We start from the raw sequence: 22,587 nt of genomic DNA on the forward strand, positions 1-22,587 counted from the left end.
AAAATCTCCAGAAGATTCGGAATGACCTCGCGGCCGCTCAGTCCACCTTCGCGCCGGAACGCTTGACCAGGGATTCCCAGTAAGGAAGTTCCTTGTCGATGAACTGGCTGAACTGCCCGGAACTGCCCGCGACGTCGCGCGAGCCCATCTCTGCGAGGCTCTTCGCCACGTCCGGGCTCTTGAGCACCTTGACCAGGTCGCGATTCAAACGCTCGGCAAGAGCAGGCGGCGTCTTCGCGGGGGCGAAGATGCCGTACCAGTTCTCGACCACGAAATTCCCGTAGCCGAGCTCCTTCATCGTCGGGACGTCGGGGAGGTTTTTGGAACGTGTACTGCCGGTCGTTGCAAGCGCTCGAATGCGCCCGCCTCCGACGAGTTGCGAGGCAATCGCCGTGGTGGTCTCGAATGCGACCGGCACTTGCCCCGCAATCACGTCCTGCAGCGCCGGGCCCTGTCCGCGATAGGGCACGTGCGTCATGTCCAGCTTCATCTCGAGCTTCAGCAGTTCCCCCATCAGATGTTGCGGGCTGCCGCTTCCACCGGAAGCAAAGCTGTACTTCCCGGGCGCCGCCTTGACCGCCGCAACGAGCTGATCGACCGTCTTCGCGGACTCGGAAGCGTTGACATACAAGACCAGCGGCACGGAGGCCACCTCGACAATGGGCGTGAGTGCCTTGACGGGATCGAGGCGAAGCTTGTAGAGATTGCGGTTGATGACCACACCCGTGTTGTTTCCCAGCAGCAAGGTGCAGCCGTCGGGCGCAGCGCCCGATACGAACTCGGTGCCGATGTTGCTGCTGGCGCCGCCCTTGTTGTCCACGATCACCGTTGTGCCCAGTTCCTTCGCGAGGCCCGGCGCCACCAGCCGCGCAAGAATGTCGGTAGTGCCGCCAGGCGGATAGGGCGACACGAGCTTCACGACCTTGCAGGGGTAGGCTGTCTGGGCCATGGCACCGCAAGCAGCCGCAGCCATCGCTGCACCCAACGCACCTGCAACGAAGCGATGAAGAGCTGGTTTCATGTTGTCTCCAATTTGATGTTTCGACATTGCCGTGAACGCGCGCCAGCTACGCCGCGAGCGTCGTCGCCGAGCGCTGCAGGGTGTGATAGCCGTATTTCTTCCGGGCTTCGGCCAGCGGCATGCCGTCCAGTGCGGCTTCGAGGATCTGCGCCTCGACGACCCGGGTCTCCAGGGCCTTGGTGAGCACCTCCTGCATGCGCAGGCGAGGCACCACGACGACGCCATCGGCATCGCCGATCACAAGGTCGCCCGGGCATACGCGCACGTCGCCGAGCATCACCGGCTGCTCATAGGCTTCGACCTGCACCCGATCCTTGCCGGTGCGCATGAACTTGCCGCAGGCATAGAGCGCGTAGCCGGCTTCGTCGGCTTCGGCCGTATCGCGGCACACGCCGTGCACCACGGTTCCACCGATCCGCTTGTGAACAGCGAGCTGGCTCAGGATGCCGCCCCAGACGGTGCAGTCCAGCCTGCCTGCGTTGTCCAGCACGGCCACGCTGCCGGGCAACAGGCGATCGATGAAGTCCCCCACGGTGCCCGGCTGGAAGCGGTCGATCGGCGCGAAGCGAACCGTGAACGCCTGGCCGAAAAGCCGGGCCGGCCCGGCGACCGGTCGGATGCCCAAGGCACTGCCGGGCAGATTGAAAAAGTCGAGGGCGTCGGACACCTCGGCGGTCGAGAGCGAGCGGCTTTGCGAGAGCCATTGCGGCTCGTTCACATCGGAAGTCATGGTTGTCTCCAGGGGTGGAAGTGGCAGGACTCGATGCTGAGTTAAGGCAACCACGAATGCAAACAACGATTTCTGACGATAAGATCAATATTTATGAACTTGAAGCCGCTGCGATTCTTTTGCGAGGTCGTGGAAACCGAGAGTGCGAACCTTGCTGCCACCAGGCTGCACGTTGTGCCCGCCGCGGTCAGCATGCAGATTGCGCAGCTGGAGGGCCTGCTCGGCGGCAAGCTGTTCGACCGGTCCACGCGGCCCATGAAGCTGACGCCACTCGGGACGTTTTTCTATCCGAAGGCCAAGGCACTGCTGTCGGACTCGCAGCGCTTGCTGGAAGAGGCCAAGGACCTCACGCTGGGCCGCATCGGATGGCTGAGCATCGGATTCACACGCTCGACGATCTTTTCCGTGCTGCCGAACGCGGTGTTCAGCATGAGCGTCAGCGCGCCCAAGGTGCGAATCGATCTCACCGAAATCCTCACGGAGCATCAGGGCGAAGCCTTGCGCAGCGGACTGATCCACGTCGGCCTGGCCCGAGCGATCGGGCCCTTCGACGCGGAAGACGATCTGGAGTGCACCCCCCTGTTCACGGACCCGCTGTTGGTGGCCCTGCCATCGGTCAGCCCGCTGGCGCGACGCAAGCGCCTGAACCCGGGAGATCTCGCCGGGCTCCCCTTCATCAGCTACCCCAAGGATCCCAACAGCAGCTTTTCCCGGCACACCCTCCAGGCGCTGGAAGAGGCCGGGATCAAGCCGCGAGTCGCCTATGAAGCGAAGGAGATCCACACGGCGCTGTGCCTGGTCGCCGCAGGGCTGGGCTTTGCGCTGGTCGGCAAGTCCGTTGCGGACAACAACCGCAGCGACGTGCGCTTTCTCCCCGTCAAGGGCGTCAAGACAACTGCGAACGTTTTTGCGATCCGTCGGAAAGACACTCAACACCAGCTCGTGGATGCTTTCCTCGACATCGTGCTGATGCAGTCATTGGCACGCTAGCGGCCGATTCGCCGGGAAGGCCAGCGCGTCAGCCGGCCTTCATCGCGAGCGGTGCGGCAACTGCCAATGCCTGCTGGATCTCCAGCGTGACACGGAGAAAGCGGCGAACGTCCGCGACCGAGTTGCAATGAAGCGGCGAGACGCGGACTGCGCCTTCGAGGCCGAACGAATCGAGCATGCGTTTCGAATAGAGGCTCGTGGCGACGCGCTCATAGACGATGACACCCCGCTTCTCGTACTCGCGAACTGCCTGCGCATGTTCGAGGTTGTCGATGCCGATGGCCAGGATCAGGTCGCGCTTCGTCAGGTCTTCGTAGTCCAGGAAAACCTTGACGCCGTCCATGCGGCGCAGGCCCGGCGTGCCGTCGTCGCCATCGAGCATGTGCGAGAGCAAGGCGCGCTCGTGCAGTTCGATCTTCTGGATGCCGGTGACGAAGAGCGCGCGGCGATCGTCGCTCGGGGCGAACTGCGCACCGAGCCAGCACACGTAGTTCACGATCTCGGTCACCACCGCAAATTGCCACGTGGCGGCGCTGCCCAGATCCCAGAAGTCTTTCTTTTTCCCGGCGAGCTTGTGGTGCGGCAGCACCGATGCGCGCTCGGAGAGCCACGACATGCCCGACCCGCGGCATCCGAAGAACTTGTAGGGCGCGATGTTGATGCCATCGATGGGCGTCTTCTGAAGGTCGATGAGGCCATGCGGCGCATGCTGTACCGCGTCGACCACGATGTAGAGATCCGGCTTGATGCGTCGCGCCCGCTCAACGATCTGCTGAATGTCCAGCTTGGCACCCGAGATGTTGGAAGCGTAGATCACGCTCAGCAGTGCCGTGTCCTTGTCGACCAGCCCGACGATTTCGTCGACGTCGACACCGCCCGTGACCGGGTTCGACTTTGCGACGCGAAGCTCCTTGCCAAGCCGCCCGGCATAGAGCGACATGGCATCGAATGAAGACGGATGCTCGAGCGCGGTCGTCACCATGTTCGTGCCGGGAACATGCTCGGCAATGGCGCGAACCATGTCGAACATTCCGCCCGACGCGGTGAGCGAGGCGTACACGCTGCCGCCCTTCGCATTGAGGATGGTGCGGACATCGTCCGTGCCGCGGGCCTGGACGGCCTGCAGGAACAGCGCCAGTTCGTGGATGCGTTCCGGGTTGTCGGGCAAGGCGTCGATGCGCGCGAATTGTTCGACCGCGGCCTTCAGGCGAAAGGAGCCGCCCGCGTTGTCGAAGTACAGCCGCTCACGGCCTGTCATGTCGTGGTCGACGTAGTGAAATCGGCCCTTGATTTCCTGCATCAAGGCATCGGAGAAGAGTTCGCCCTTGGCGGCATTCATTGGCTGCATCCTGGTCAAGCGTGAAGAGAATCCAGCGTGATTTTCCGATTCGCCGAAGATATCCAAAAGCGATATTTCTCGATACGATTCGATGACAAAAAGAGTTCAACGAACGCAACTGCCCTGCTCTCCCCATGATGACCTTCAAGCAGTTGGAAGCCCTCTACTGGATCGGCCAGCTGGGCAGCTTTGCCCTCGCGGCCAACAAGCTCCACACCTCGCAGTCGGCAGTTTCCAAGCGCGTGCACGAACTCGAAATGGTGTTCGACACCGAGCTGTTCGATCGAACCCAGCGCTCCGCTCGCCTCACCGACAAGGGCGAGGAAATGTTCTTGCTGGCCAAGAGCCTGCTCGACCAGCGCGACGCGGCCGTCGAGCAGTTCAGCCGCCTCGAGGTGATCGAGCGGCGCGTGCGCATCGGCGTGACCGAACTCACGGCCATGACCTGGTTTCCGCGCTGGGTCGAACTGATCCAGCAGGACTACCCCAAGGTCTCGCTGGAGCCCGACGTGGACAGCAGCGTCAACCTGCGCGAGAAGGTGCTGGCCGACGAGCTGGACCTGATCGTCGTGCCCGATGCGTTTGCCGAGACGCGCATTCCCAGCAAGGCCGTCGGACAGGTCGAGAGCGCATGGATGTGCAAGCCGGGCTTCGTGACGGAAGAAGGACCGATCCGCCTGCATGAGCTTGCCGGGCATCGCATGCTGATCCAGGGGCGCAAGTCCGGTACGGGCCTGCTCTACGACAGCTGGATGAAAGACCTGGGCATCCAGCCTGCGAAGCCCATCGTCATCCACAACCTGGTGGCGCTCATCGGCCTGACCATTGCCGGATTGGGCGTGAGCTACCTGCCCAAGAGCGCAGTGGGCCGCATGATCGATGCCGGCTCGCTCAGGGTCCTCGACGTCACGCCGGCCCTGCCCCCGGTCACCTACGTGGCGATGTACAAGGGCGAACACCGCAGCGCGCTGCTTGCATCGATCATCACGCTGGCGCAAGGCTGCTGCGACTTCACCCGGATGTTCCAGGGAACAGATGAGGGCAGCGCCGGCGCAACCTGAGCGCAGCGCCGCGGCGCATCAGACACCCTTGTTGTTCGGATTCTTGTAGATCTCTTTCACCGGCTCCGTCATCGGGAAGTTCAGGTTCGCGTTGGTCGGCGGGATCGGCTTGGTGAACCACTTGGCGTAGATCTGGTTGATCGCACCGGACTTCATCAGATCGGTGACGGTCTTGTCGACGAGTTCCTTGAACTGCGGATCTTCCTTGCGGTACATGATCCCGTACGGTTCCTGGCGCAGCGATTCGGTGGTCAGGATCTTGAAGTCGCCCGGTGTCGGCGAGGTGGCGATCAACCCTGCCAATTGCACGTCGTCGAGGATGTAGGCCACGGTGCGGTCCGACGCCAGCAGCAGAAAGCCGTCGGCCGTGTCCTTGGCGGCAAGTTCTTCGACCTCGATGTTTCCGCTCTTGCGATAGCCGCGCAGCAGTTGCACGCCGGTACTGCCGGAAACCGTCGAGACCTTCTTGCCGTTCAATTCGGCCAGCGTGTTGATGCCGGAGCTTTTCTTGACCGCGGCCGTGATGTTCGTGACGAAGTGGCTCGGCGCAAAGGCCACCTGCTGCTGCCGCTGGACCGTGTTGGTGGTCGTGGCGCAGTCGAGGTCCACCGTGCCGTTGGTCAACAGCGGAATGCGGTTGGTGGAGGTGAGGATGGTGTAGTTCACCTTCAGCTCGGGCATGCCGAGCTTGGCCTTGATCGCGTCCACGATCTTCATGCAGATGTCATTGGTGAAGCCGACCGGATCACCGCCGCCGCCCGGCTTGTACGAGAACGGAACCTGGCTGTCGCGCCCACCGATCTGAACGGTGCCGCTCGCCTTGATTTTGCTCAGCGTATCGCTCTGTGCCAGGGTGGCGGAACACGCCACTGCAGCGACCAGGCCAACGGCCATTGGAAAAGAAAATTTCATTTCGCGCTCTCGTGTGAGTTGAAGAATCCCGTCGCTGTCTCGGCCCGGATTGCAGCGCGATCAGAGGCAGGCACCCGCGGATTCTGGAAGTGCTCACACTTTTCTAAAAGCGATTAATTTTCACGCTGATAGACAACCAAAAGAGATTACCCCTCCTCGTACCAGCGCTCCTTGCCCAGCATCACGCGATGATGGCCGTGTCCCGAGGGCATCATCGGAAAACAGTTCTCCTGTGCGGCGACCTGCACGTCGAGGAAGAACGGCCCGTCGTACGCAAGGCATTCGGCCAGTGCCCCTTCGAGATCGGCCGGGTCGGACACGCGCCGCGCGCCCCAGCCGAAGGCCTTGGCCAGCGCGACGAAATCGGGCAGCGCCTCGTTCCAGCTGTGGCTCAGCCGGTTGCCATGGTTCAGCTCCTGCCATTGCCGCACCATGCCCATGTAGCCGTTGTTCGACAGCACCAGCTTCACCGGCGTGCGGTGCTGCACCGCGGTCGAGAGCTCCTGGATGTTCATCAGCACCGAGGCATCGCCGCTCACGCACACCACCAGCGCATCGGGGTGCGCAATCTGCGCGCCAATGGCAGCGGGCAGGCCGTAGCCCATGGTGCCGGCACCGCCCGAGGTGAGCCAGCGGCCCGGCCGCTCGAAGCGCAGGTACTGCGCGGCCCACATCTGGTGCTGACCGACGTCGGTGGACACGATCGCGTCGCGGCCCTCGACGGCCTGCTGCAGCGTCGCCATCAACTGCTGCGGCAGGATCACATCGGCACGCGGCGCGAAGTCGAAGCAGCGCGCGGCCCGCCAGCGCGCGATGCGCTGCCACCAGGGCGCCAGGCGCTGCGGCGGCAGCCCCTGCAGCTCGGGCATGGCAAGCAGTGCGTCGAGCACCGCGCCGCAGTCGCCGACCATCGGCACATCGACCTTCACCACCTTGTTGATGCTGCCTGGGTCGATGTCGATGTGGATCTTGCGCGCATGCGGGCAGAACTCGTCGAGCTTGCCGGTCACGCGGTCGTCGAAGCGGGCGCCGATGCACACCACCAGGTCGGCCTCGTGCATGGCCAGGTTGGCTTCGAGGGCGCCATGCATGCCGAGCATGCCGATGAAATGCGCGTCAGATGCGGGGAACGCGCCCAGGCCCATCAGCGTCAACGTGCAAGGCGCGTCGAGCCGGCGCACGAGCCGCGTGAAGGCCTCGCAGGCAGCGGCGCCGGAGTTGACCAGCCCGCCACCGCCATACACGACTGGCCGGCGCGCGGTAGACAGCAGATCCACCGCGCGTTGCAGGGTGCCGGCGGGCGGCATCGTCGGCGTGTGGGTCCGGCGAAAGGGTTTGGAGGGCTTGGAGGGTTTGGGCGATGCGACCGCCGACATGCCCAGCGGCGTGAGCTGCACGTCCTTCGGCACATCGATCAGCACCGGCCCCGGGCGCCCCGAGGCGGCAATGTCGAGGGCCCGGCGGATCACGGCCGGGATCTCGTCGGCCACGCGCGCCTGGTGGTTCCACTTGGTCACGGGCCGCGACATGCCGAGCGCATCGCTTTCCTGGAATGCGTTGGTGCCGATCACGCCGGTGGCAACCTGCCCGCTGATGCAGAGCACCGGGATCGAGTCGCTCATCGCATCGAGCAAGCCGGTGATGGTGTTGCCCACGCCCGGCCCTGAGGTGACCAGCACCACGCCGACGCGGCCCGTGGTGCGCGCATAGCCTTCCGCGGCATGCACGGCCGCCTGCTCGTGCCGCACCAGCACATGGCGCAGCCGCGGCTCGCCGTGCAACGCGTCGTAGAGCGGCAGCGCGGCGCCGCCGGGGTAGCCGAAGATCGTGTCGACGCCGCACGCTATCAGCGTGTCGAGCAAGGCGACCGCGCCGTTGCGCAGGCGGGTCGGGGGGATCGGCGTGGCCGGTGGGACCGGCAAAGGGCGTTCGGGGGAAAGCAGTTCCATGGCTTCATTTTTCCGCCGATCGCGCAGAATAGGCTTCTTCTTTCCGCCTGTTTCAGCCCATTCCATGAAAATCAGTCGTGCAAAACCCTCTTCCACCGAAGAATCATCGGATCAGGTCGATCTGGCCATCCTGCGCGTGTTGCGCGAGGACTCGCGCCAGACGCTGCAGGAGATCGGCGCGATGGTCGGCCTGTCGCCGACGAGTTGCTGGACGCGCATCAAGAAGCTCGAGGCGCAGGGCGTGATCAAGCGTTATACGGTCGACCTCGACCCGGCGAAGCTGGGGTACAACGACTTTGTCATCGTGCAGCTCACGCTCGAAAGCCACACCGACGAAACGCTCTACGAGTTCGGCCGCGTGCTGGCCACCATTCCCGAGATCCAGGAGGCCTACCTGGTGTCGGGCGACTACGACTACTACATCCGCATCGCCGTGCGCGACACGCGCGACTACGAACGGCTGCTGCGCGAAAAGCTCTACAAGATTCCGGGCATCCGTCACAGCAAGTCGAGCTTCGTGCTGCGCGTGCTGAAGGAAGCGAGCGTGCCGCTCTGAGCTTGCAGGGTCAGACGCGCTGCATGCTTTCCTGCGTCGCGCGGATGTAGCCGGTAATCGCGCACTCCACGTCGCCCACGAGTTCTTCCGTGCCGGGGCAGACTTCCTGCACCAACAGGGCCTGCTCGACCATCGCATCGAGGATCGAGAACGCATTGAACGCGGTGCGCACCGGGTCGAGCACTACCGGCCAGTCGGAAGACGCAACGAGGGCTTCGCGAAACAGGGCAACGAACTCACGGTAGATCTGGCGGTAGCTTGCGGGTGAGGAGAGGCGGCGCTCGAGGAACAGCAGCGCGCGCCATTCGTCGGCCTGGCCGAGCAGGCCTTGCACGTACGCTGCCACCACGGCGTGGATCGTCTGCCCGGTCGTGCGTGGAACAACCGACACCATGGCGGCCTGCGCCAGGATCGCAGCTTGCTTGCGCATCCAGCTGCGAACGGTGACCGCGGCGATCGAATCCTTGCCTGGAAAGTACAGGTAGAGCGTGCCCAGGCCGACACCCGCGACACCTGCAATATCGCGCATCGACACCTTCTCGTAGCCGCGCTCGACCAGCAGCAGAACGAAGGCATCCTGGATCGCGCCGCTGGTCATCCAGGCCCGCGACTGCAAGGGCTTGCGCCGGGGTTTCACGATGGTGTTCATGCGTCTGGCGAGGCTCGCGGCATCAAGGGGTGTGCCCATCTTCGTGCTTCGCGGCGGCCGCGGCAAGGCGGCGCCAGCGAACGGCGCAAAGCTGAACATCCCGTCGTTTGCCCGCACGGTCTCCTCCGGTGCAAAACCCGAACACGCCTGGCGCGCATCCGGCCTAAGCTGACGACCATGGCACCACCCGAGCACGAAGCGATCACGATGAACACTCCGGCCACCGCGCCGATGCCGGCCACGCTGGCCGACCTGGTTCACCGCCTCGACCAGGCCCGGCTCACCGGCACGCGGGAGGAAGGCGACCAGGCCGCAACCGTGCCCACCAGCCACTACACGGATCCTCGGCACTGGCAGCACGAGCAGGCGTCACTGTTCGGGCAGTGGCCCATCGTCGCGGCCCACAGCTCGGAAGTCCCGGCCGGATCGGCGCTGCCGTTCGACGCGCTCGGGGTTCCGATCGTCCTGACCCGGGCGGCCGACGGCCGCGCGCGTGCGTTCTTCAACGTCTGCAGGCATCGCGGCATGGCGCTGGTCGGCGCCGACGGCACCGAACCGGCCAAGGCCAGGCCCTGCAAGGCGCTGGTCTGTCCGTACCACGCCTGGACCTATGAACTCGATGGGCGGCTGCGGCACCGCCTGCATGCGCAGACCTTCGATGGCATCGACCCGGCCACGTTGAACCTGGTCGAACTGCCTTGCGACGAAGCGGGCGGGCTGATTTTCGTGAAGCGCACGCCCGGCGCGGCCTTCTCGGCCGAGGCGTTCCTGCAGGGGCTGGACACGCACCTGCACTGGATGGGCCTGCCACGGATGACCGTGTTCCGCAAGGTCGACCGGGTGTACCCGGCGAACTGGAAGCTCACGGTCGACGCGTTCCTGGAGGGCTATCACATCCGGGTGCTGCATCGCGACACGATCTACCCCTTCTTTGCCGATGCCTACACGGTCAACCTGCATGCAGGGCCGCACCAGGACTCGCTGGTGGCGCGGCGAACGGCCTTCGATGCCTTCGAGCCGCCGCGCGACCGCTACGAACTTTGCAAGCTGGCCACGCCGACACAGCTCGTGTTTCCGAACACCTTCCTCATCTGGCACCCCGACTACGTGAGCCTGATCGGCATGTTCTCGCCGGCGGTGGACCAGATCCGCTGGGTGCACACGATGCTGATCCCGCCAGACCGCACCGGCGAAGACTGGACTGCCCATTGGGAGAAGAGCTTCCGGCTCATCGAGCAGACGGTGTTCCAGCAGGAGGACATCGCCACCGCGGTGGCGATCCAGCGCGGCCTGTCCTGCGGCGCCAACACGGACTTCCACCTGGGCCGGCTCGAACACGAGGTGCTGCGTTTTCACCGCGGCATCGACGATGCCATCGACGGAACGCTGGCGCCCGCCGGCGGGGATCCGTCGTCATAGGGCGATGAGATTCAGCGCACAGGCGCCGCCTGTTCCGTGAAGGTGGGCTGCGCCAGTTCGTTCAGGCGCGCGAGCTCCAGGATGGTGATGCCACCGTACTCGATGCGCACCAGCGAGGCCGCCTTGAACTGGCTGAGCGCCTGGTTGCAACGTTGCCTAGAAAGGCCGACGAGGTTGGCCAGTTCCTCCTGCGAGATCTGCAGATGGTGTTCTGCGCCGGGATGCAGCCAGGGGTGCAGCAGTCCGACCAGTGCCCGTGCAACCTGTGCCTCGACACCCAGCAGCCGGTGCGCCGCAAAGTCGCCCATGAACCAGTGCAGGCGCTCGTTGATCTGGCTCAGCAGAAACCGGCCGAACGCGGGCTGCGTGGCGTGAAGCCAGTCGAACGTGTCCTTGGGCAGCATCACGACGCGGCTGAAGCGCAGGGCGACGACTTCGGCCTGCATCGGGCGCCCGCGCAGCAGGCTGCCTTCCCCGAACCAGCTGCCGACGGACAGGCCCCCGAGGGTGACCGAGCGGCCGTCGGGCGTACCGGTCGACCACTTGAGCACCCCTTCCAGCACACCGAACCACCAGAGCGGCGTTTCGCCGTGACGGATCAGCGCATCGCCGGCAACGACCGTCCGCTCGAAGGCGTCCGACAGCACCTGTTGCCGCGCCGCTTCGTCGAGTTGGGGATACCACGCGGACTTGGCGAGCAGCTGGGGCATCGAGAATGCGGACGCTCGTTGCGCCGTCTTGGTGGTCATGGTTCGCTCCTGCACGGCCGCCTCGGCGGCGCCACCGGGCTAGTGGTTTCCCGGGGGCCGATTGTCGTGCAAACGACTGTGCAGCCCCGGCCTGCCATCGAACAATACGAGGCTTCCCCGAGGTGCCCCCGACCTCCATCGAACCTGCCCCACGACCATGAACCCTCCCGTCATCCAGCGTGTTGCCGTCGTCGCCACCGGCGTGATCGGCGCGAGCTGGGCCGCGCATTTCCTGGCCCACGGCCTCGACGTTTCGGCCACCGATCCTTCGCCCGGCGCGGAAGACCGCCTGCGCGCCAGCGTGGCGCAGCACTGGCCGACGCTGCAGCGGCTCGGCCTGGCGGCCGGTGCCGCGCAGAACCGCCTGCACTTCAACGCGGATCTGGAGCAGGCCGTCACAGGCGCCGACTTCGTCCAGGAGAACGGGCCTGAACGGCAGGATTTCAAGGCAGAACTCTTCGGGCGCCTCGACGCGGTTCTGCCGCCCCATGTGATCCTGGCGTCCAGTTCCTCCGGGCTGTCGACCACCAGCATCCAGTCGGCCTGCGTCCATCCGGAGCGCGTGGTGCTGGGCCATCCCTTCAATCCGCCGCACCTCATACCGCTGGTCGAGGTGATCGGCGGGGAGCGCACGTCGCCCGCCACGATCGAGCGTGCCATGGCGTTCTACGCATCGATCGGCAAGAAGCCGATCCACGGGCGCAAGGAAATCAAGGGGCACATCGCCAACCGGCTCCAGGCGGCACTCTGGCGCGAGGCCTTTCACCTGGTCGAACAAGGCGTGGCCTCGGTCGAGGACATCGACATTGCCATCGCGCATGGCCCCGGCCTGCGGTGGGGCGTGCTCGGGCCTTTTCTGAACCTGCACCTGTCGGGCGGTGCCGGCGGCATCCAGCATGTGCTGGACCATCTCGGCGGGCCGATCGCGGATTGGTGGCAGGATCTGGGGCGACCGGACATGAGCGCAGCGTTGAAGGCCCAAGTGGTTCAAGGCGTTGCCGACGAGATGCAAGGCAGGCGGATCGAAGATCTGGAAGCATCGCGCGATGCGCTGCTGATCGATCTGATCAAGGCCAAACAAGGCCAACAGTTCAAAGACTGAGAAACAACAACATGGTCGCCCTCTACGACAACCCCGACCTGGTGGCGCCCGCGCAAACCATCTGCACCACCCACGCCGACGGCAGCATCGTGCTGTCCTCGCCGGAACCGCTGGGCCCTTACGCGCGCTGCATCGGCGAGTGGGTCGAGCAGTGGGCCCATGCCACGCCCGAGGCGCTGGCGCTCGCGGAACGCGACAGCACCGGCGCCTGGAAGCGCCTGAGTTGGGGCGACCTCCGACGGGCAGTGGGTGCCATCGCACAGGGCCTGCTCGACCTGAAGCTGCCGCGGCAACAACCGGTGGTGGTGCTTTCGGACAATTCCATCGACCATGCGCTGCTGATGCTGGCCGCGATGCACATCGGCATTCCGGTTTGCTCGGTCTCCAGCGCGTACTGCCGGCTGACCCGCAACTATTCGAAAGTCCAGGGCATCCTGGACGCGCTGCAGCCCTCGCTCATCTACGCTTCCGACGCCAAGGTCTACGGCCCCGCACTACAGGGCTGCACCACCCCGGCCATCAAGGTTCTGAGCGAAGGCTTCGAAGAGCTGCCCGGCGCCCTGAGCCTGCGTTCGCTGCTGGACGTGGTCGAGACGCCCGCGGTCATGGCCGCCTTCGCCGGCGTCACCGGCGACGACCATGCGAAATACCTGCTCACCTCCGGCTCCACCGGACATCCGAAGGTCGTCATCAACACCCACCGGATGCTCTGCGCGAACCAGCAGACGCTGGCGCAGACCTGGCGGTTCCTGGCAACGGAGAAGCCCATCCTGCTCGACTGGCTGCCCTGGAGCCACACCTTTGGCGGCAATCACAACCTGAACCTGGTGTTGCGCAACGGCGGCGCTCTCTACATCGACGAGGGCCGCCCGGCGCCGGGGCTGATCGAACGCACGGTGCGCAATCTGCGCGACGTGCGGCCCAACCTGCACTTCAACGTGCCGCGTGGCCTGGACATGTTGCTGCCTTTCCTGGAAGCCGATCACGCGCTGGCGCGCGACGTCTTCTCGCGGCTGCTGCTGGTCTTCTACGCCGCGGCGGCCCTGCCTGCGTCCACCTGGTCGCGACTCGAACGGCTCGCGGCGCAGGTGCGCGAGGAGCCCTTGTGGTTGACGACCTCGTGGGGCTCCACCGAGACTTCGCCCCTGGTCACCAGTGCCCACTACAAGCTCGACAGCGCGGGTTGCATCGGGCTGCCGCTGCCGGGCCTTGAACTGAAACTGGTTCCCAACGGCGAAAAGCAGGAAATGCGTGTGCGCGGCGTGTCCGTCTTTCCCGGCTACCGCAATGCACCCGAGCTGACGGCCGCGGCATTCGACGAAGACGGCTTCTACAGGATCGGCGACGCCGGCTACCTGGCCGACCCGGCGCACCCGGAGTACGGCGTGATGTTCGACGGGCGCGTTGCCGAGGACTTCAAGCTCGGCACGGGCACCTGGGTTTCGGTGGGAACCCTGCGCCTGAAGCTGGTCTCCGCACTGTCCCCGTATGCGGCCGACGCCGTCATCACCGGCCATGACCGCGACGAGATCGGCGCGCTGATCTTTCCGGGGGCCGCATGCGCGCAGGCCGAAGCCGGGGTCGTGGCCGGGAAGATCCGGGAAGTGCTGCAGGCCTTCCGCATGGAAGGCGGCGGCTCATCGCAATGCCCTTGCCGCGCGATGCTGCTGGAGGAGCCGCCCAACGCCGATGCGGGGGAGATCACCGACAAGGGCTACGTGAACCAGCGCGCGGTGCTCACGCGCCGTGCGGACGAAGTCGCCCTGCTCTATTCCGCCTCGCCGCATGCCCGCGTGATCCTCGCCCCCTGAAACGCAGGTCAGCGGGGTCGAACGTTCATCAACGCCATGGTGATCTTCGACACGCAGACGAGATCGCCTTCGTCGTCGCGGATGTCGATCTGCCAGACCTGGCCTTCCGAATCGCTTTTCAGCGGACGCGTGATGCCGGTGACCCAGCCCGACGTGGCCGTCTTCAGATGATTGGCGTTGATGCTCAGGCCCACGGCCCTTTGGCTCGCAGGCGTCGCGTAATGCCCGCCACAGGAGCCGAGCGTTTCGGCCAGAACGACGTTGACGCCGCTGTGCAGCCCTTCGCCCCACACGGTGCGCCCGTCGACCGGGGCGCGTGCGCGGATGAAGTCGTCGCCGACTTCAAGGAACTCGATGCCCAAAGCCGCCGTGGCGGAATTCTGGTGGGCCTCTGCCAGGGCTGCGATCGAGATGTCCTTTTTCCAGATGCTCATCGGTGTCTCCATGTTCGGGGTGGCGGCCGCCGATCATAGGACGCGGGCCGCGTTCAGTAGGTTTCGAGGTGAAGACGCCCTTCGCGCTGGAGCGCCATGCCGACCGCGTCCCAATCGAGGCCGGCTTCGACAGCCACGTCGCGCAGCGCGAGCACCACGCCCTCTTCCATGCTCTTCAGGCCGCACACATAGAAATGCGTCTGCCCGTCCTTCAGCAAGGCGGCGAGATCGGCGGCGCGTTCGCGCATCACGTCCTGCACGTAGCGTTTGGGCTGCCCCGGCGTGCGCGAGAACGCGAAGTTGATGTCGATGAAGTCTTTCGGCAGCGTCTGCAACGGGCCGAAGTACGGGAGCTCCTGCTGCGTGCGTGCGCCGAAGAACAGCAGCAGCTTGCCCCCTTCGAACTTGCCGCTCTTGCGCAGGCGGCGACGCCATTCGGTCATGGCCCGCATCGGCGCACTGCCGGTGCCGGTGCAGATCATCACGATGTGCGACTTGGGGTGGTTGGGCATCAGGAACGATGCGCCGAACGGGCCCACCACCTGCACCTTGTCGCCCACCTTCAGGTCGCACACGTAGTTGCTGGCCACGCCGTGCGCCGGCTTGCCCTGGTGGTCTTCGGTGACGCGCTTGACCGTCAGCGAAATGTTGTTGTAGCCGGGCCGCTCGCCGTTGCGCGGGCTCGCAATGGAGTACTGCCGCGCGAAGTGCGGCTTGCCCTTGCCATCCACGCCGGGTGGAATGACGCCGATCGACTGCCCTTCCAGCACCGGGAACGGCATCGCGCCCAAGTCCAGCACGATGTGGTGCGTCTGGTTCTCGAAACCGGCTTCGGTGCAGTTGAAGTTGCCGACCACCATGGCGGTGACCGGATCCTTCGGGGAATGCAGGTTGGTGTAGGCGTGCGCGGCCGACCACGGCGGCCTGGTGGCGCCGTATTGGGCCGAGTTGAAAACAGCCGCACCCGGCTCCGACGCCGGCTGCGGCGCCGCGGCCGGTGCCGGCATGACAGCCTGGCCTGTTGCCGGGACACCTTCTGCCTCGAGCTGCTCGGGCGTGAGCTCGGCCGGAAGCTCGTCCCACGTCAGTTGCTCTTCGATCGAGTAGGCCCGCACCACGGGCATGATTCGCCAGTTGTCGATCGATCCCGTGGGGCATGGCGAGATGCAGGCCATGCAGCCGTTGCACACGTCGGCACGCACCACGTAGTTGCGGTCGTCATGCGTAATAGCATTGACCGGGCAGGTTGCTTCGCAGGTATTGCAGCGAATGCAGATCTCGGGATCGATCAGGTGCTGCTTGATCAGCCCGGCTTCAATGACCATGTCCATGTTGTTCTCCTAAAGCCCTCCCCAATACCCAATCAACCGAAGCGCACGTACTCGAAATCGACGGGCTGCCGGTTGATGCCCATGACCGGCGGCGCGATCCAGCCGGCAAACTTGCCGGGGTCGACCACACGCCCCATCAACGAAGCGACGAAAGCGAAATCGTCCGGCGTCGGCAGCCATTCGTTCTTCTTCGCGGCCCATTCGGCCTCGTTCACGACGCGGCCGTCCGGCGACATTCTGATGCCGGCCAGGGCGCCGATCTGGCGGTTGAACGCCTTGTGCGGCACGATCAGCCGTGTCGGGATGCCCGCCTTTTCCAGCACCTTGTTCCAGCGTGTCACGCCAGCCACCGAATCCTTGATGAAGTCGTCGCGCAGCACTTCATTGAGCGCATTGAGCATCGGCACGTCCTTCTCGAGGAGCTGGCCGTTCTGCACCTCGAGCACCTTGTAGGTCTGGCCCTTGAGGATGTGGTCGTCCGTGCGCTTACCTTCTTCGTAGCGGCCTTTCAGGCCCGTGCTGTAGAAGGTCGCGGCATTGCTCGACTGGTCGGCGCCGAACAGGTCGATGGTCACGCTGTAGTGGAAGTTCAGGTAGCGCTGGATCGTTCCGAGGTCGATCGCGCCGGCCGCGCGCACTTTCTGCGGATCGTCGGTCTTGAGCTCGTTCATCACCGCGGCGGTGCGCGACAGCACGCGCGAGACGCCGCTCTCGCCGACGAACATGTGGTGCGCTTCCTCGGTCAGCATGAACTTGGTGGTGCGTGCCAGCGGATCGAAGGCGCTCTCGGCCAGCGCCGACAGCTGGAACTTGCCATCGCGGTCGGTGAAGTAGGTGAACATGAAGAACGCGAGCCAGTCGGGCGTCTTCTCGTTGAAGGCGCCCAGGATGCGTGGGTTGTTCTCGTCGCCGGAGGTGCGCTGCAGCAGCGCTTCGGCTTCTTCGCGGCCATCGCGGCCGAAGTGCTTGTGCAGCAGGTACACCATGGCCCACAGGTGGCGGCCTTCTTCGACGTTGATCTGGAACAGGTTGCGCAGGTCGTACATGCTGGGCGCGGTGAGGCCCAGGTGCCGCTGCTGCTCGACCGATGCGGGCTCGGTGTCGCCCTGCGTCACGATGATGCGGCGCAGGTTCGCGCGGTGTTCGCCGGGGATGTCCTGCCAGGCCTTCTCGCCCTTGTGGTCGCCGAAATGGATCTCGCGGTTGGCATCGCCCGGGTTCAGGAAGATGCCCCAGCGGTAGTCGCGCATCTTGACGTGGCCGAACTGCGCCCAGCCCTGCGGGTCGACGCTGACCGCGGTGCGCAGGTACACGTCGTAGTTGGTCGAGCCGTCGGGGCCGACGTCGTCCCACCAGTTGATGAAGTTCGGCTGCCAGCCTTCGAGTGCGCGTTGCAGCGTGCGGTCTTCCCCGAGATTGACGTTGTTGGGAATCTTCTCGCTGTAGTTGATCGTGCTCATGACGGAACCTTTATCGATTTGGTTGCTGAAGAGATATCTGTGCTGGGAACGCTGCGGAACCGGCTTCGCCGGGCCGCCAGCGTTGCCCCCTGCAAGGGGGTTGGCGTAGCGACACGAAGTGCGCGAAGCCTGGGGGTCATACCCTGTTCAAGTCGAACCCGGCCTTCTCGCCGGTGCCGTAGACCTTGAGCGCGCCCTTTTCGCCCACGGCGTTGGGACGATTGAAGATCCAGTTCTGCCATGCGGTCAGCCGGCCGAAGATGCGGGTGTTCATGTTCTCGCGCTGCGCAAAGCGCAGATTGGCCTCGAGGCCTGTCAGCGAATCCGGCGACATGGCGGCCCGCTCCTCGAGCGCAATGCGGATCTCGTCGGCCCAGTCGATGTCGTCCGGTGCAGCGGTCACCAGGCCAAGGGCGAGTGCCTCGTCTGCGTTCAGTGCCTTGCCGAAGCTGGCGCGCGCGGCCTCCAGCGGGGCTTCCTCTTCATAGAAGCGGCGCTGCAGGCGGCTCTGGTCGTTGACCATGACCAGGGGACCGAAATTGAAGGCATTGAGCGACAGGGTCGGTGCATGCTCCGGGTCGTCCGGCAGCGCCAGCATGTAGGCCCGGTCGGCCGCGAAGGCCAGCTCGGCCAGACTGCCTGCGAAGCAGGAATCGGAGTCGATCAGGGCGAACAGGCTGCGCGAAGAGACGTCCAGGCGCGCGAAGGTTCTGCGCATCAAGCCGATCGTCTCGCGCACGAACCAGTGGTCCTTGTTTGCCAACATCGTTGCGTCGCTGGCGAGCACCGCGGCCGGGTCGCCCTTGGTCTTGAGCTGCCAAGTGCCGATGTCGAGTGCATTGGTGCGCATCGAGAGGATCGCGTCGTCGAGTTCCCGCGCCATCGCAAACGGCCACCAGGTGGCGCCCGCTGCCTCGATGGCGGCGATGTCGGCCGGCTGCGCGCCGACGGGTGCATGAACCGTGAACGTTGCCGAGCGCGATGCCCGGTCGATCTCGACCTGCACATGGCGGTAGCGCAGACCGTTCTCGCTGTCCTCGCGTTCGATGCGGGTCAACGCAACACCCTGGGTGCCCGCAGGCGTTTGCGGACGATCGCTGGCCTGGCCCAGCTCAACCGCGCGCTGTTGCACGGTCGCCGCGAACTGGGCCGGCTTGACCACGGCATCGACCAGGCGCCAGTCAACCGCGCGTTGGCCTCGCACGCCTTCCACGCTGGTGCAGAAGATGTCGGCCAGGTCGTGGCGCACGTGGCGCTTGTCGGTGACGCGGGTCAGTCCGCCGGTGCCGGGCAGCACGCCGAGCAGCGGCACCTCGGGCAACGACACCGCCGACGAGCGGTCGTCCACCAGGTAGATCTCGTCGCAGGCCAGGGCCAGCTCGTAGCCGCCGCCGGCGCAGGCGCCGTTGACCGCGGCCAGGAACTTGATGCCGGAGTGTTTGGAGGTGTCTTCGATCCCGTTGCGGGTTTCGTTGGTGAACTTGCAGAAGTTCACCTTCCAGGAGTGGCTCGAAACGCCCAGCATGAAGATGTTGGCACCCGAGCAGAAGATCCGGTCCTTGCCGCTCGTCACGATGACCGAGCGGACTTCGGGATGCTCGAAGCGCACGCGGTTCAACGCGTCGTTCAGTTCGATATCGACGCCCAGGTCGTAACTGTTGAGCTTGAGCTTGTAGCCGGGGCGAATGCCGCCGTCCTCGGCAATGTCGAGCGACAGGCGCGCCACGGCGCCGTCGACGCTGAGCTTCCAGTGGCGGTATTGAGTCGGGTCGGTCCGGTAGTCCACGGAGGCCGGGGCGGTGGCGATTTCAGTCATTAGGAGTCTCCTGATGCGGCAAATTGAAGCAACATATTGCATTTGACTGGCTGGGTTACCGCCAGAACATGCATCATCCTGCATGTTCTCGAGCGTGTCAACCCTCGCATCGATTTATTACAGCCGCGGCCGGCGCGCGGCGTCAGTGCGCGGGCATCAGGCGCTCCCGCACGGCGGCGCGCAAGGTTTGAAAGCTTTCGGCCAGGCCGTGCCCGGACGTGTCGATGGTGATGTCCGCCTTGGAATAGAAGGCCGCGCGCCCGGTGAGGATCCGGCGCAGATCGTCCATGGCCTCCTTGCTCGCGGCCATGGGGCGCGTGTCGCCCTGCGCGGCGACGCGGCCCATGTGCTCCTCGGGCGCGGCCCGCAGCCACACGGTGGTGCAGTGCGTCAGCAACTGGTTGAAGGTGGCCGGATCCGAGACTATGCCGCCCGGGGTGGCGATCACGACTTCGCCGTAGATCTGCACCGTCTCTTCGAGCGCGCGCCGCTCGTAGCGACGGTAGGCGTTGGTGCCATACAGATCGTGGATCTCGCGCACGCTGCAGCCGGCGAACTTTTCGATTTCCCGGCTCAGTTCCACAAAGGGCACTTCAAGGTCGTCCGCCAGCATTTGCCCGAGCGTGGACTTGCCCGCGCCGCGCAGGCCGATGAGGGCGATACGCCGCTGCCGCGCAGGGTCGCTCGAGGCCGAGTCGAGCAGTTCGCCCAGCGCGACGCGCACCCGGCGCAGATCCGCCTCGCCGCGGCGCTCCAGCAGTTCACGGATCAGCAACCACTCCGGCGAACTGGTGGTCACGTCGCCGACCAGTTCGGCAAGGGAACACTGCAGCGCATTCGCAACCTGCTGCAGCACAAGGATCGACGCATTGCCGATCCCGTATTCCAGGTTGGCCAGGTGCCGCTCGGACACACCGGCTGTCAGCGCCACCGCCTTGCGCGTCAGGCCGCGGCGCGCGCGCAGGTTGCGAACCCGCTCGCCCAGCGCCATCAGCAGCGGGTTCTTGGCTTCTTCCGCGACGCTGATGACCGCGTCGGCTCGCTCGTTCATGTCCATTCCTTGACTGCGTGCCGGCGCCTCAGGGTAAACGCCATATATGCACTATATTGCTTGACACGGCTTAAGGGCCTGCGTATCGTTTCTCAACAGGCAAGATACTGCACGCGACGCCATACTGCAAGCCCGGCGCAAGTTCTAACCCACAAGATCGCCCCACTCACGATGTCCAAAGAAACATTTCATCAACTCATCGCGACCCTCACGGCCGAGATTGCCGACCGGCCGCTCGGCCCTGCGCTCGACCAGTGGCTCAACGCCCGGCACGGCGCCGGCACCCCCACCTTCGACAACCTGAAGCAGGCCTGCATCGACGGCGTCGCCGAGGGCTGGCTGTGCGAGCGCGAAGGCGGCGGCATCCGTTACGGGCGTGTCTTCAAGGCAGAGGATGCGCTGCACCGCTTTTCGGTCGACGTGGTCGACATGCAGGACATCGCCGGCCCGCACCACAGCCATCCGAACGGCGAGATCGACCTGATCATGCCGCTCGAAGGCGAGGCCACCTTCGACCATCGGCCGGCCGGCTGGTGCGTCTACCCGCCCGGCAGCGCGCACCGCCCGACCGTGGCCTCGGGCCGGGCGCTCGTCCTCTACCTCCTGCCCGAAGGGCAGATCCAATTCACAAAATCTTCATGACCGAACTTCTTCCCAATTTCGTCGCCGGCCGCTGGCAAGCAGGCAGCGGTGAAGGCGTGCCGCTTTTCGACCCGGTGCTGGGCACCGAACTGGCACGCGTCGACGCGACCGGGCTTGACCTCACCAATGCATTCGGCTTCGCGCGGGACACCGGCGGCGCTGCGCTTCGCGCGCTGACCTACCGCGAACGTGCGGCCCTGCTGGGCGCCATCGTGAAGGTGCTGCAAGCCAATCGCGACCTCTACTACGACATTGCGACGGCCAACTCGGGCACGGTGAAGAACGACTCGGCCGTCGACATCGATGGCGCAATCTTCACGCTGGGCCAGTACGCCCGATGGGGCGAGGCGTTGGGCGACGTCCGGGTGCTGGCCGATGGCGACGCCGTCAAGCTCGGCAAGGAGCCGGTGTTCCAGTCCCGTCACATCCAGGTTCCGACGCCCGGTGTGGCGCTGTTGATCAACGCTTTCAACTTTCCGAGCTGGGGGCTTTGGGAAAAGGCCGCGCCCGCGCTGCTCTCGGGCGTGCCGGTCATCGTCAAGCCCGGCACCTCGACCGCGTGGCTGACGCAGCGCATGGTGCGCGACGTCGTCGACGCCGGCGTGCTGCCGGCCGGCGCACTGTCGGTGATCTGCGGAAGTTCGCAGGGCCTGATGGATCAGCTGCAGGTGTTCGACGTGGTCTCCTTCACCGGGTCGGCGGAAACCGGCGCGGTGATCCGTTCGCATCCGTCCGTGTCCAAGCACTCGGTGCGCGCGAACATCGAGGCCGACAGCCTCAACTCGGCACTGCTGTTGCCCGATGCGGCGCCGGGCTCGGAAGCCTTCGACCTGCTGGTGCGCGAGGTGGTGCGCGAGATGACGGTCAAGTCGGGCCAGAAGTGCACCGCGATCCGGCGCGTGATGGTGCCGGCCGCCCACTACGACGCCGTGGCCGAAGCGATCGGTGCCAAGCTCGCGGCCGTCACCGTCGGCAATCCGCGCAACGAATCCGTGCGCATGGGTTCGCTCGTCAGTCGCGCGCAGCTGAATGCGGTGCGCGAAGGGCTGGAGGTGCTGAAGGCCCAAGCCGGCGTGCTCTACGACGGCAGCCAGGCACCGCTGGTCGACGCCGACCCTGCCGTGGCCTGCTGCATCGGGCCGGTGCTGCTCGGCACGCGCGATGCGGACGGTGCAGGACGGGTGCACGAGGTCGAGGTGTTCGGCCCGGTCGCGACGCTCCTGCCCTACCGCGATATCGACCACGCGGTGGCATTGGCCCATCGCGGCCAGGGATCGCTCGTCACGTCGCTTTACGGCGCAGACGATGCGGCGCTGGGCCAGGTCGCGGTTCAACTTGCGGCCAGCCACGGGCGCGTTCATGTGATCACGCCCGCCGTGGGCAAAACCCACACGGGCCATGGCAACGTGATGCCCATGTCGCTGCACGGCGGCCCGGGCCGCGCCGGCGGCGGTGCCGAACTGGGCGGCCTGCGCGCCCTTGATTTCTATCACCGCCGCAGCGCGATCCAGGCCAGCCCAGAGGTTCTGGCGCGCCTGGGCACGGCGAGCTGACAGCACGCTCGA

The 22,587-nt window shown here is 65.4% G+C and carries 20 protein-coding genes; 8 read left to right on the plus strand and 12 right to left on the minus strand.

Features of this window, described 5'->3' with window-relative positions:
- Positions 1–37: 37 nt before the first annotated feature.
- Together QTI05_RS01830 and QTI05_RS01835 are read right to left on the minus strand one after the other, a co-directional pair.
- A complete protein-coding gene (locus QTI05_RS01830) occupies positions 38–949 on the minus strand; it encodes a Bug family tripartite tricarboxylate transporter substrate binding protein (RefSeq protein ID WP_286657777.1) in 912 nt (303 codons plus the stop codon).
- A gap of 118 nt (positions 950–1,067) precedes the next feature.
- Complete coding sequence (locus QTI05_RS01835) at positions 1,068–1,751, minus strand: RraA family protein (RefSeq protein ID WP_286542362.1); 684 nt, start codon at positions 1,749–1,751, stop codon at positions 1,068–1,070.
- A 93-nt stretch (positions 1,752–1,844) separates the two neighbouring features.
- Between QTI05_RS01835 and QTI05_RS01840 the strand changes: the two genes are divergently transcribed.
- Complete coding sequence (locus QTI05_RS01840) at positions 1,845–2,741, plus strand: LysR family transcriptional regulator (protein ID WP_286622698.1); 897 nt, start codon at positions 1,845–1,847, stop codon at positions 2,739–2,741.
- Between the two features lie 28 nt (positions 2,742–2,769).
- Here the strand turns inward: QTI05_RS01840 and QTI05_RS01845 are convergent, their stop codons facing one another.
- On the minus strand, positions 2,770–4,080 hold the full coding sequence (locus QTI05_RS01845) for an aminotransferase class V-fold PLP-dependent enzyme (protein ID WP_286622699.1): 1,311 nt from the start codon (positions 4,078–4,080) through the stop codon (positions 2,770–2,772).
- Between the two features lie 137 nt (positions 4,081–4,217).
- On the opposite strand from QTI05_RS01845, the gene QTI05_RS01850 reads away from it, so the two are divergent.
- Positions 4,218–5,141, plus strand: a complete 924-nt coding sequence (locus tag QTI05_RS01850; protein ID WP_286623328.1) for a LysR family transcriptional regulator — start codon at positions 4,218–4,220, stop codon at positions 5,139–5,141.
- 18 nt (positions 5,142–5,159) lie between these two features.
- Here the strand turns inward: QTI05_RS01850 and QTI05_RS01855 are convergent, their stop codons facing one another.
- Together QTI05_RS01855 and ilvB are read right to left on the minus strand one after the other, a co-directional pair.
- Positions 5,160–6,053 (minus strand): amino acid ABC transporter substrate-binding protein, encoded by an 894-nt coding sequence (locus QTI05_RS01855; RefSeq protein ID WP_286542358.1) that lies wholly within the window; start codon positions 6,051–6,053, stop codon positions 5,160–5,162.
- 146 nt (positions 6,054–6,199) lie between these two features.
- On the minus strand, positions 6,200–8,002 hold the full coding sequence (ilvB, locus tag QTI05_RS01860) for a biosynthetic-type acetolactate synthase large subunit (RefSeq protein WP_286622700.1): 1,803 nt from the start codon (positions 8,000–8,002) through the stop codon (positions 6,200–6,202).
- Between the two features lie 64 nt (positions 8,003–8,066).
- Between ilvB and QTI05_RS01865 the strand changes: the two genes are divergently transcribed.
- The gene (locus tag QTI05_RS01865) at positions 8,067–8,558 is read left to right on the plus strand and encodes an Lrp/AsnC family transcriptional regulator (protein ID WP_286622701.1); all 492 of its coding nucleotides are present in this window, start codon (positions 8,067–8,069) and stop codon (positions 8,556–8,558) included.
- A gap of 10 nt (positions 8,559–8,568) precedes the next feature.
- Here QTI05_RS01865 and QTI05_RS01870 read toward each other — a convergent pair whose 3' ends face one another.
- On the minus strand, positions 8,569–9,246 hold the full coding sequence (locus QTI05_RS01870; RefSeq protein ID WP_286622702.1) for a TetR/AcrR family transcriptional regulator: 678 nt from the start codon (positions 9,244–9,246) through the stop codon (positions 8,569–8,571).
- A gap of 138 nt (positions 9,247–9,384) precedes the next feature.
- Between QTI05_RS01870 and QTI05_RS01875 the strand changes: the two genes are divergently transcribed.
- On the plus strand, positions 9,385–10,626 hold the full coding sequence (locus QTI05_RS01875; protein WP_286622703.1) for an aromatic ring-hydroxylating oxygenase subunit alpha: 1,242 nt from the start codon (positions 9,385–9,387) through the stop codon (positions 10,624–10,626).
- An 11-nt stretch (positions 10,627–10,637) separates the two neighbouring features.
- Here the strand turns inward: QTI05_RS01875 and QTI05_RS01880 are convergent, their stop codons facing one another.
- A complete protein-coding gene (locus tag QTI05_RS01880; RefSeq protein WP_286542353.1) occupies positions 10,638–11,375 on the minus strand; it encodes a Crp/Fnr family transcriptional regulator in 738 nt (245 codons plus the stop codon).
- Positions 11,376–11,532: 157 nt separating this feature from the next.
- Between QTI05_RS01880 and QTI05_RS01885 the strand changes: the two genes are divergently transcribed.
- Together QTI05_RS01885 and QTI05_RS01890 are read left to right on the plus strand one after the other, a co-directional pair.
- Positions 11,533–12,477: a 3-hydroxyacyl-CoA dehydrogenase NAD-binding domain-containing protein gene (locus tag QTI05_RS01885; protein ID WP_286622704.1), complete on the plus strand. Its 945-nt coding sequence runs from the start codon at positions 11,533–11,535 to the stop codon at positions 12,475–12,477.
- A gap of 11 nt (positions 12,478–12,488) precedes the next feature.
- The gene (locus QTI05_RS01890; RefSeq protein ID WP_286622705.1) at positions 12,489–14,288 is read left to right on the plus strand and encodes a feruloyl-CoA synthase; all 1,800 of its coding nucleotides are present in this window, start codon (positions 12,489–12,491) and stop codon (positions 14,286–14,288) included.
- An 8-nt stretch (positions 14,289–14,296) separates the two neighbouring features.
- Here the strand turns inward: QTI05_RS01890 and QTI05_RS01895 are convergent, their stop codons facing one another.
- From QTI05_RS01895 to QTI05_RS01915, 5 genes are all read right to left on the minus strand, one after another.
- On the minus strand, positions 14,297–14,722 hold the full coding sequence (locus tag QTI05_RS01895; protein ID WP_286622706.1) for a hotdog fold thioesterase: 426 nt from the start codon (positions 14,720–14,722) through the stop codon (positions 14,297–14,299).
- 53 nt (positions 14,723–14,775) lie between these two features.
- Complete coding sequence (boxA, locus tag QTI05_RS01900) at positions 14,776–16,053, minus strand: benzoyl-CoA 2,3-epoxidase subunit BoxA (protein WP_286622707.1); 1,278 nt, start codon at positions 16,051–16,053, stop codon at positions 14,776–14,778.
- A 32-nt stretch (positions 16,054–16,085) separates the two neighbouring features.
- Positions 16,086–17,513, minus strand: coding sequence for a benzoyl-CoA 2,3-epoxidase subunit BoxB (boxB, locus tag QTI05_RS01905; protein WP_286542340.1), 1,428 nt, complete (start codon positions 17,511–17,513; stop codon positions 16,086–16,088).
- A 136-nt stretch (positions 17,514–17,649) separates the two neighbouring features.
- On the minus strand, positions 17,650–19,329 hold the full coding sequence (boxC, locus tag QTI05_RS01910) for a 2,3-epoxybenzoyl-CoA dihydrolase (protein ID WP_286542338.1): 1,680 nt from the start codon (positions 19,327–19,329) through the stop codon (positions 17,650–17,652).
- A 142-nt stretch (positions 19,330–19,471) separates the two neighbouring features.
- Entirely contained in the window at positions 19,472–20,380 is a 909-nt protein-coding gene (locus tag QTI05_RS01915; RefSeq protein ID WP_286622708.1) for a helix-turn-helix transcriptional regulator, read from the minus strand.
- Positions 20,381–20,551: 171 nt separating this feature from the next.
- On the opposite strand from QTI05_RS01915, the gene QTI05_RS01920 reads away from it, so the two are divergent.
- Both QTI05_RS01920 and QTI05_RS01925 read left to right on the plus strand, forming a co-directional pair.
- Positions 20,552–21,022 (plus strand): DUF4863 family protein, encoded by a 471-nt coding sequence (locus QTI05_RS01920; RefSeq protein ID WP_286622709.1) that lies wholly within the window; start codon positions 20,552–20,554, stop codon positions 21,020–21,022.
- A complete protein-coding gene (locus tag QTI05_RS01925) occupies positions 21,019–22,575 on the plus strand; it encodes a 3,4-dehydroadipyl-CoA semialdehyde dehydrogenase (protein WP_286622710.1) in 1,557 nt (518 codons plus the stop codon). The genes QTI05_RS01920 and QTI05_RS01925 overlap by 4 nt, the downstream gene beginning before the upstream one ends.
- The last annotated feature ends 12 nt before the right edge of the window (positions 22,576–22,587 follow it).

Source organism: Variovorax fucosicus (assembly GCF_030316825.1).
Taxonomy (GTDB): domain Bacteria; phylum Pseudomonadota; class Gammaproteobacteria; order Burkholderiales; family Burkholderiaceae_C; genus Variovorax; species Variovorax fucosicus.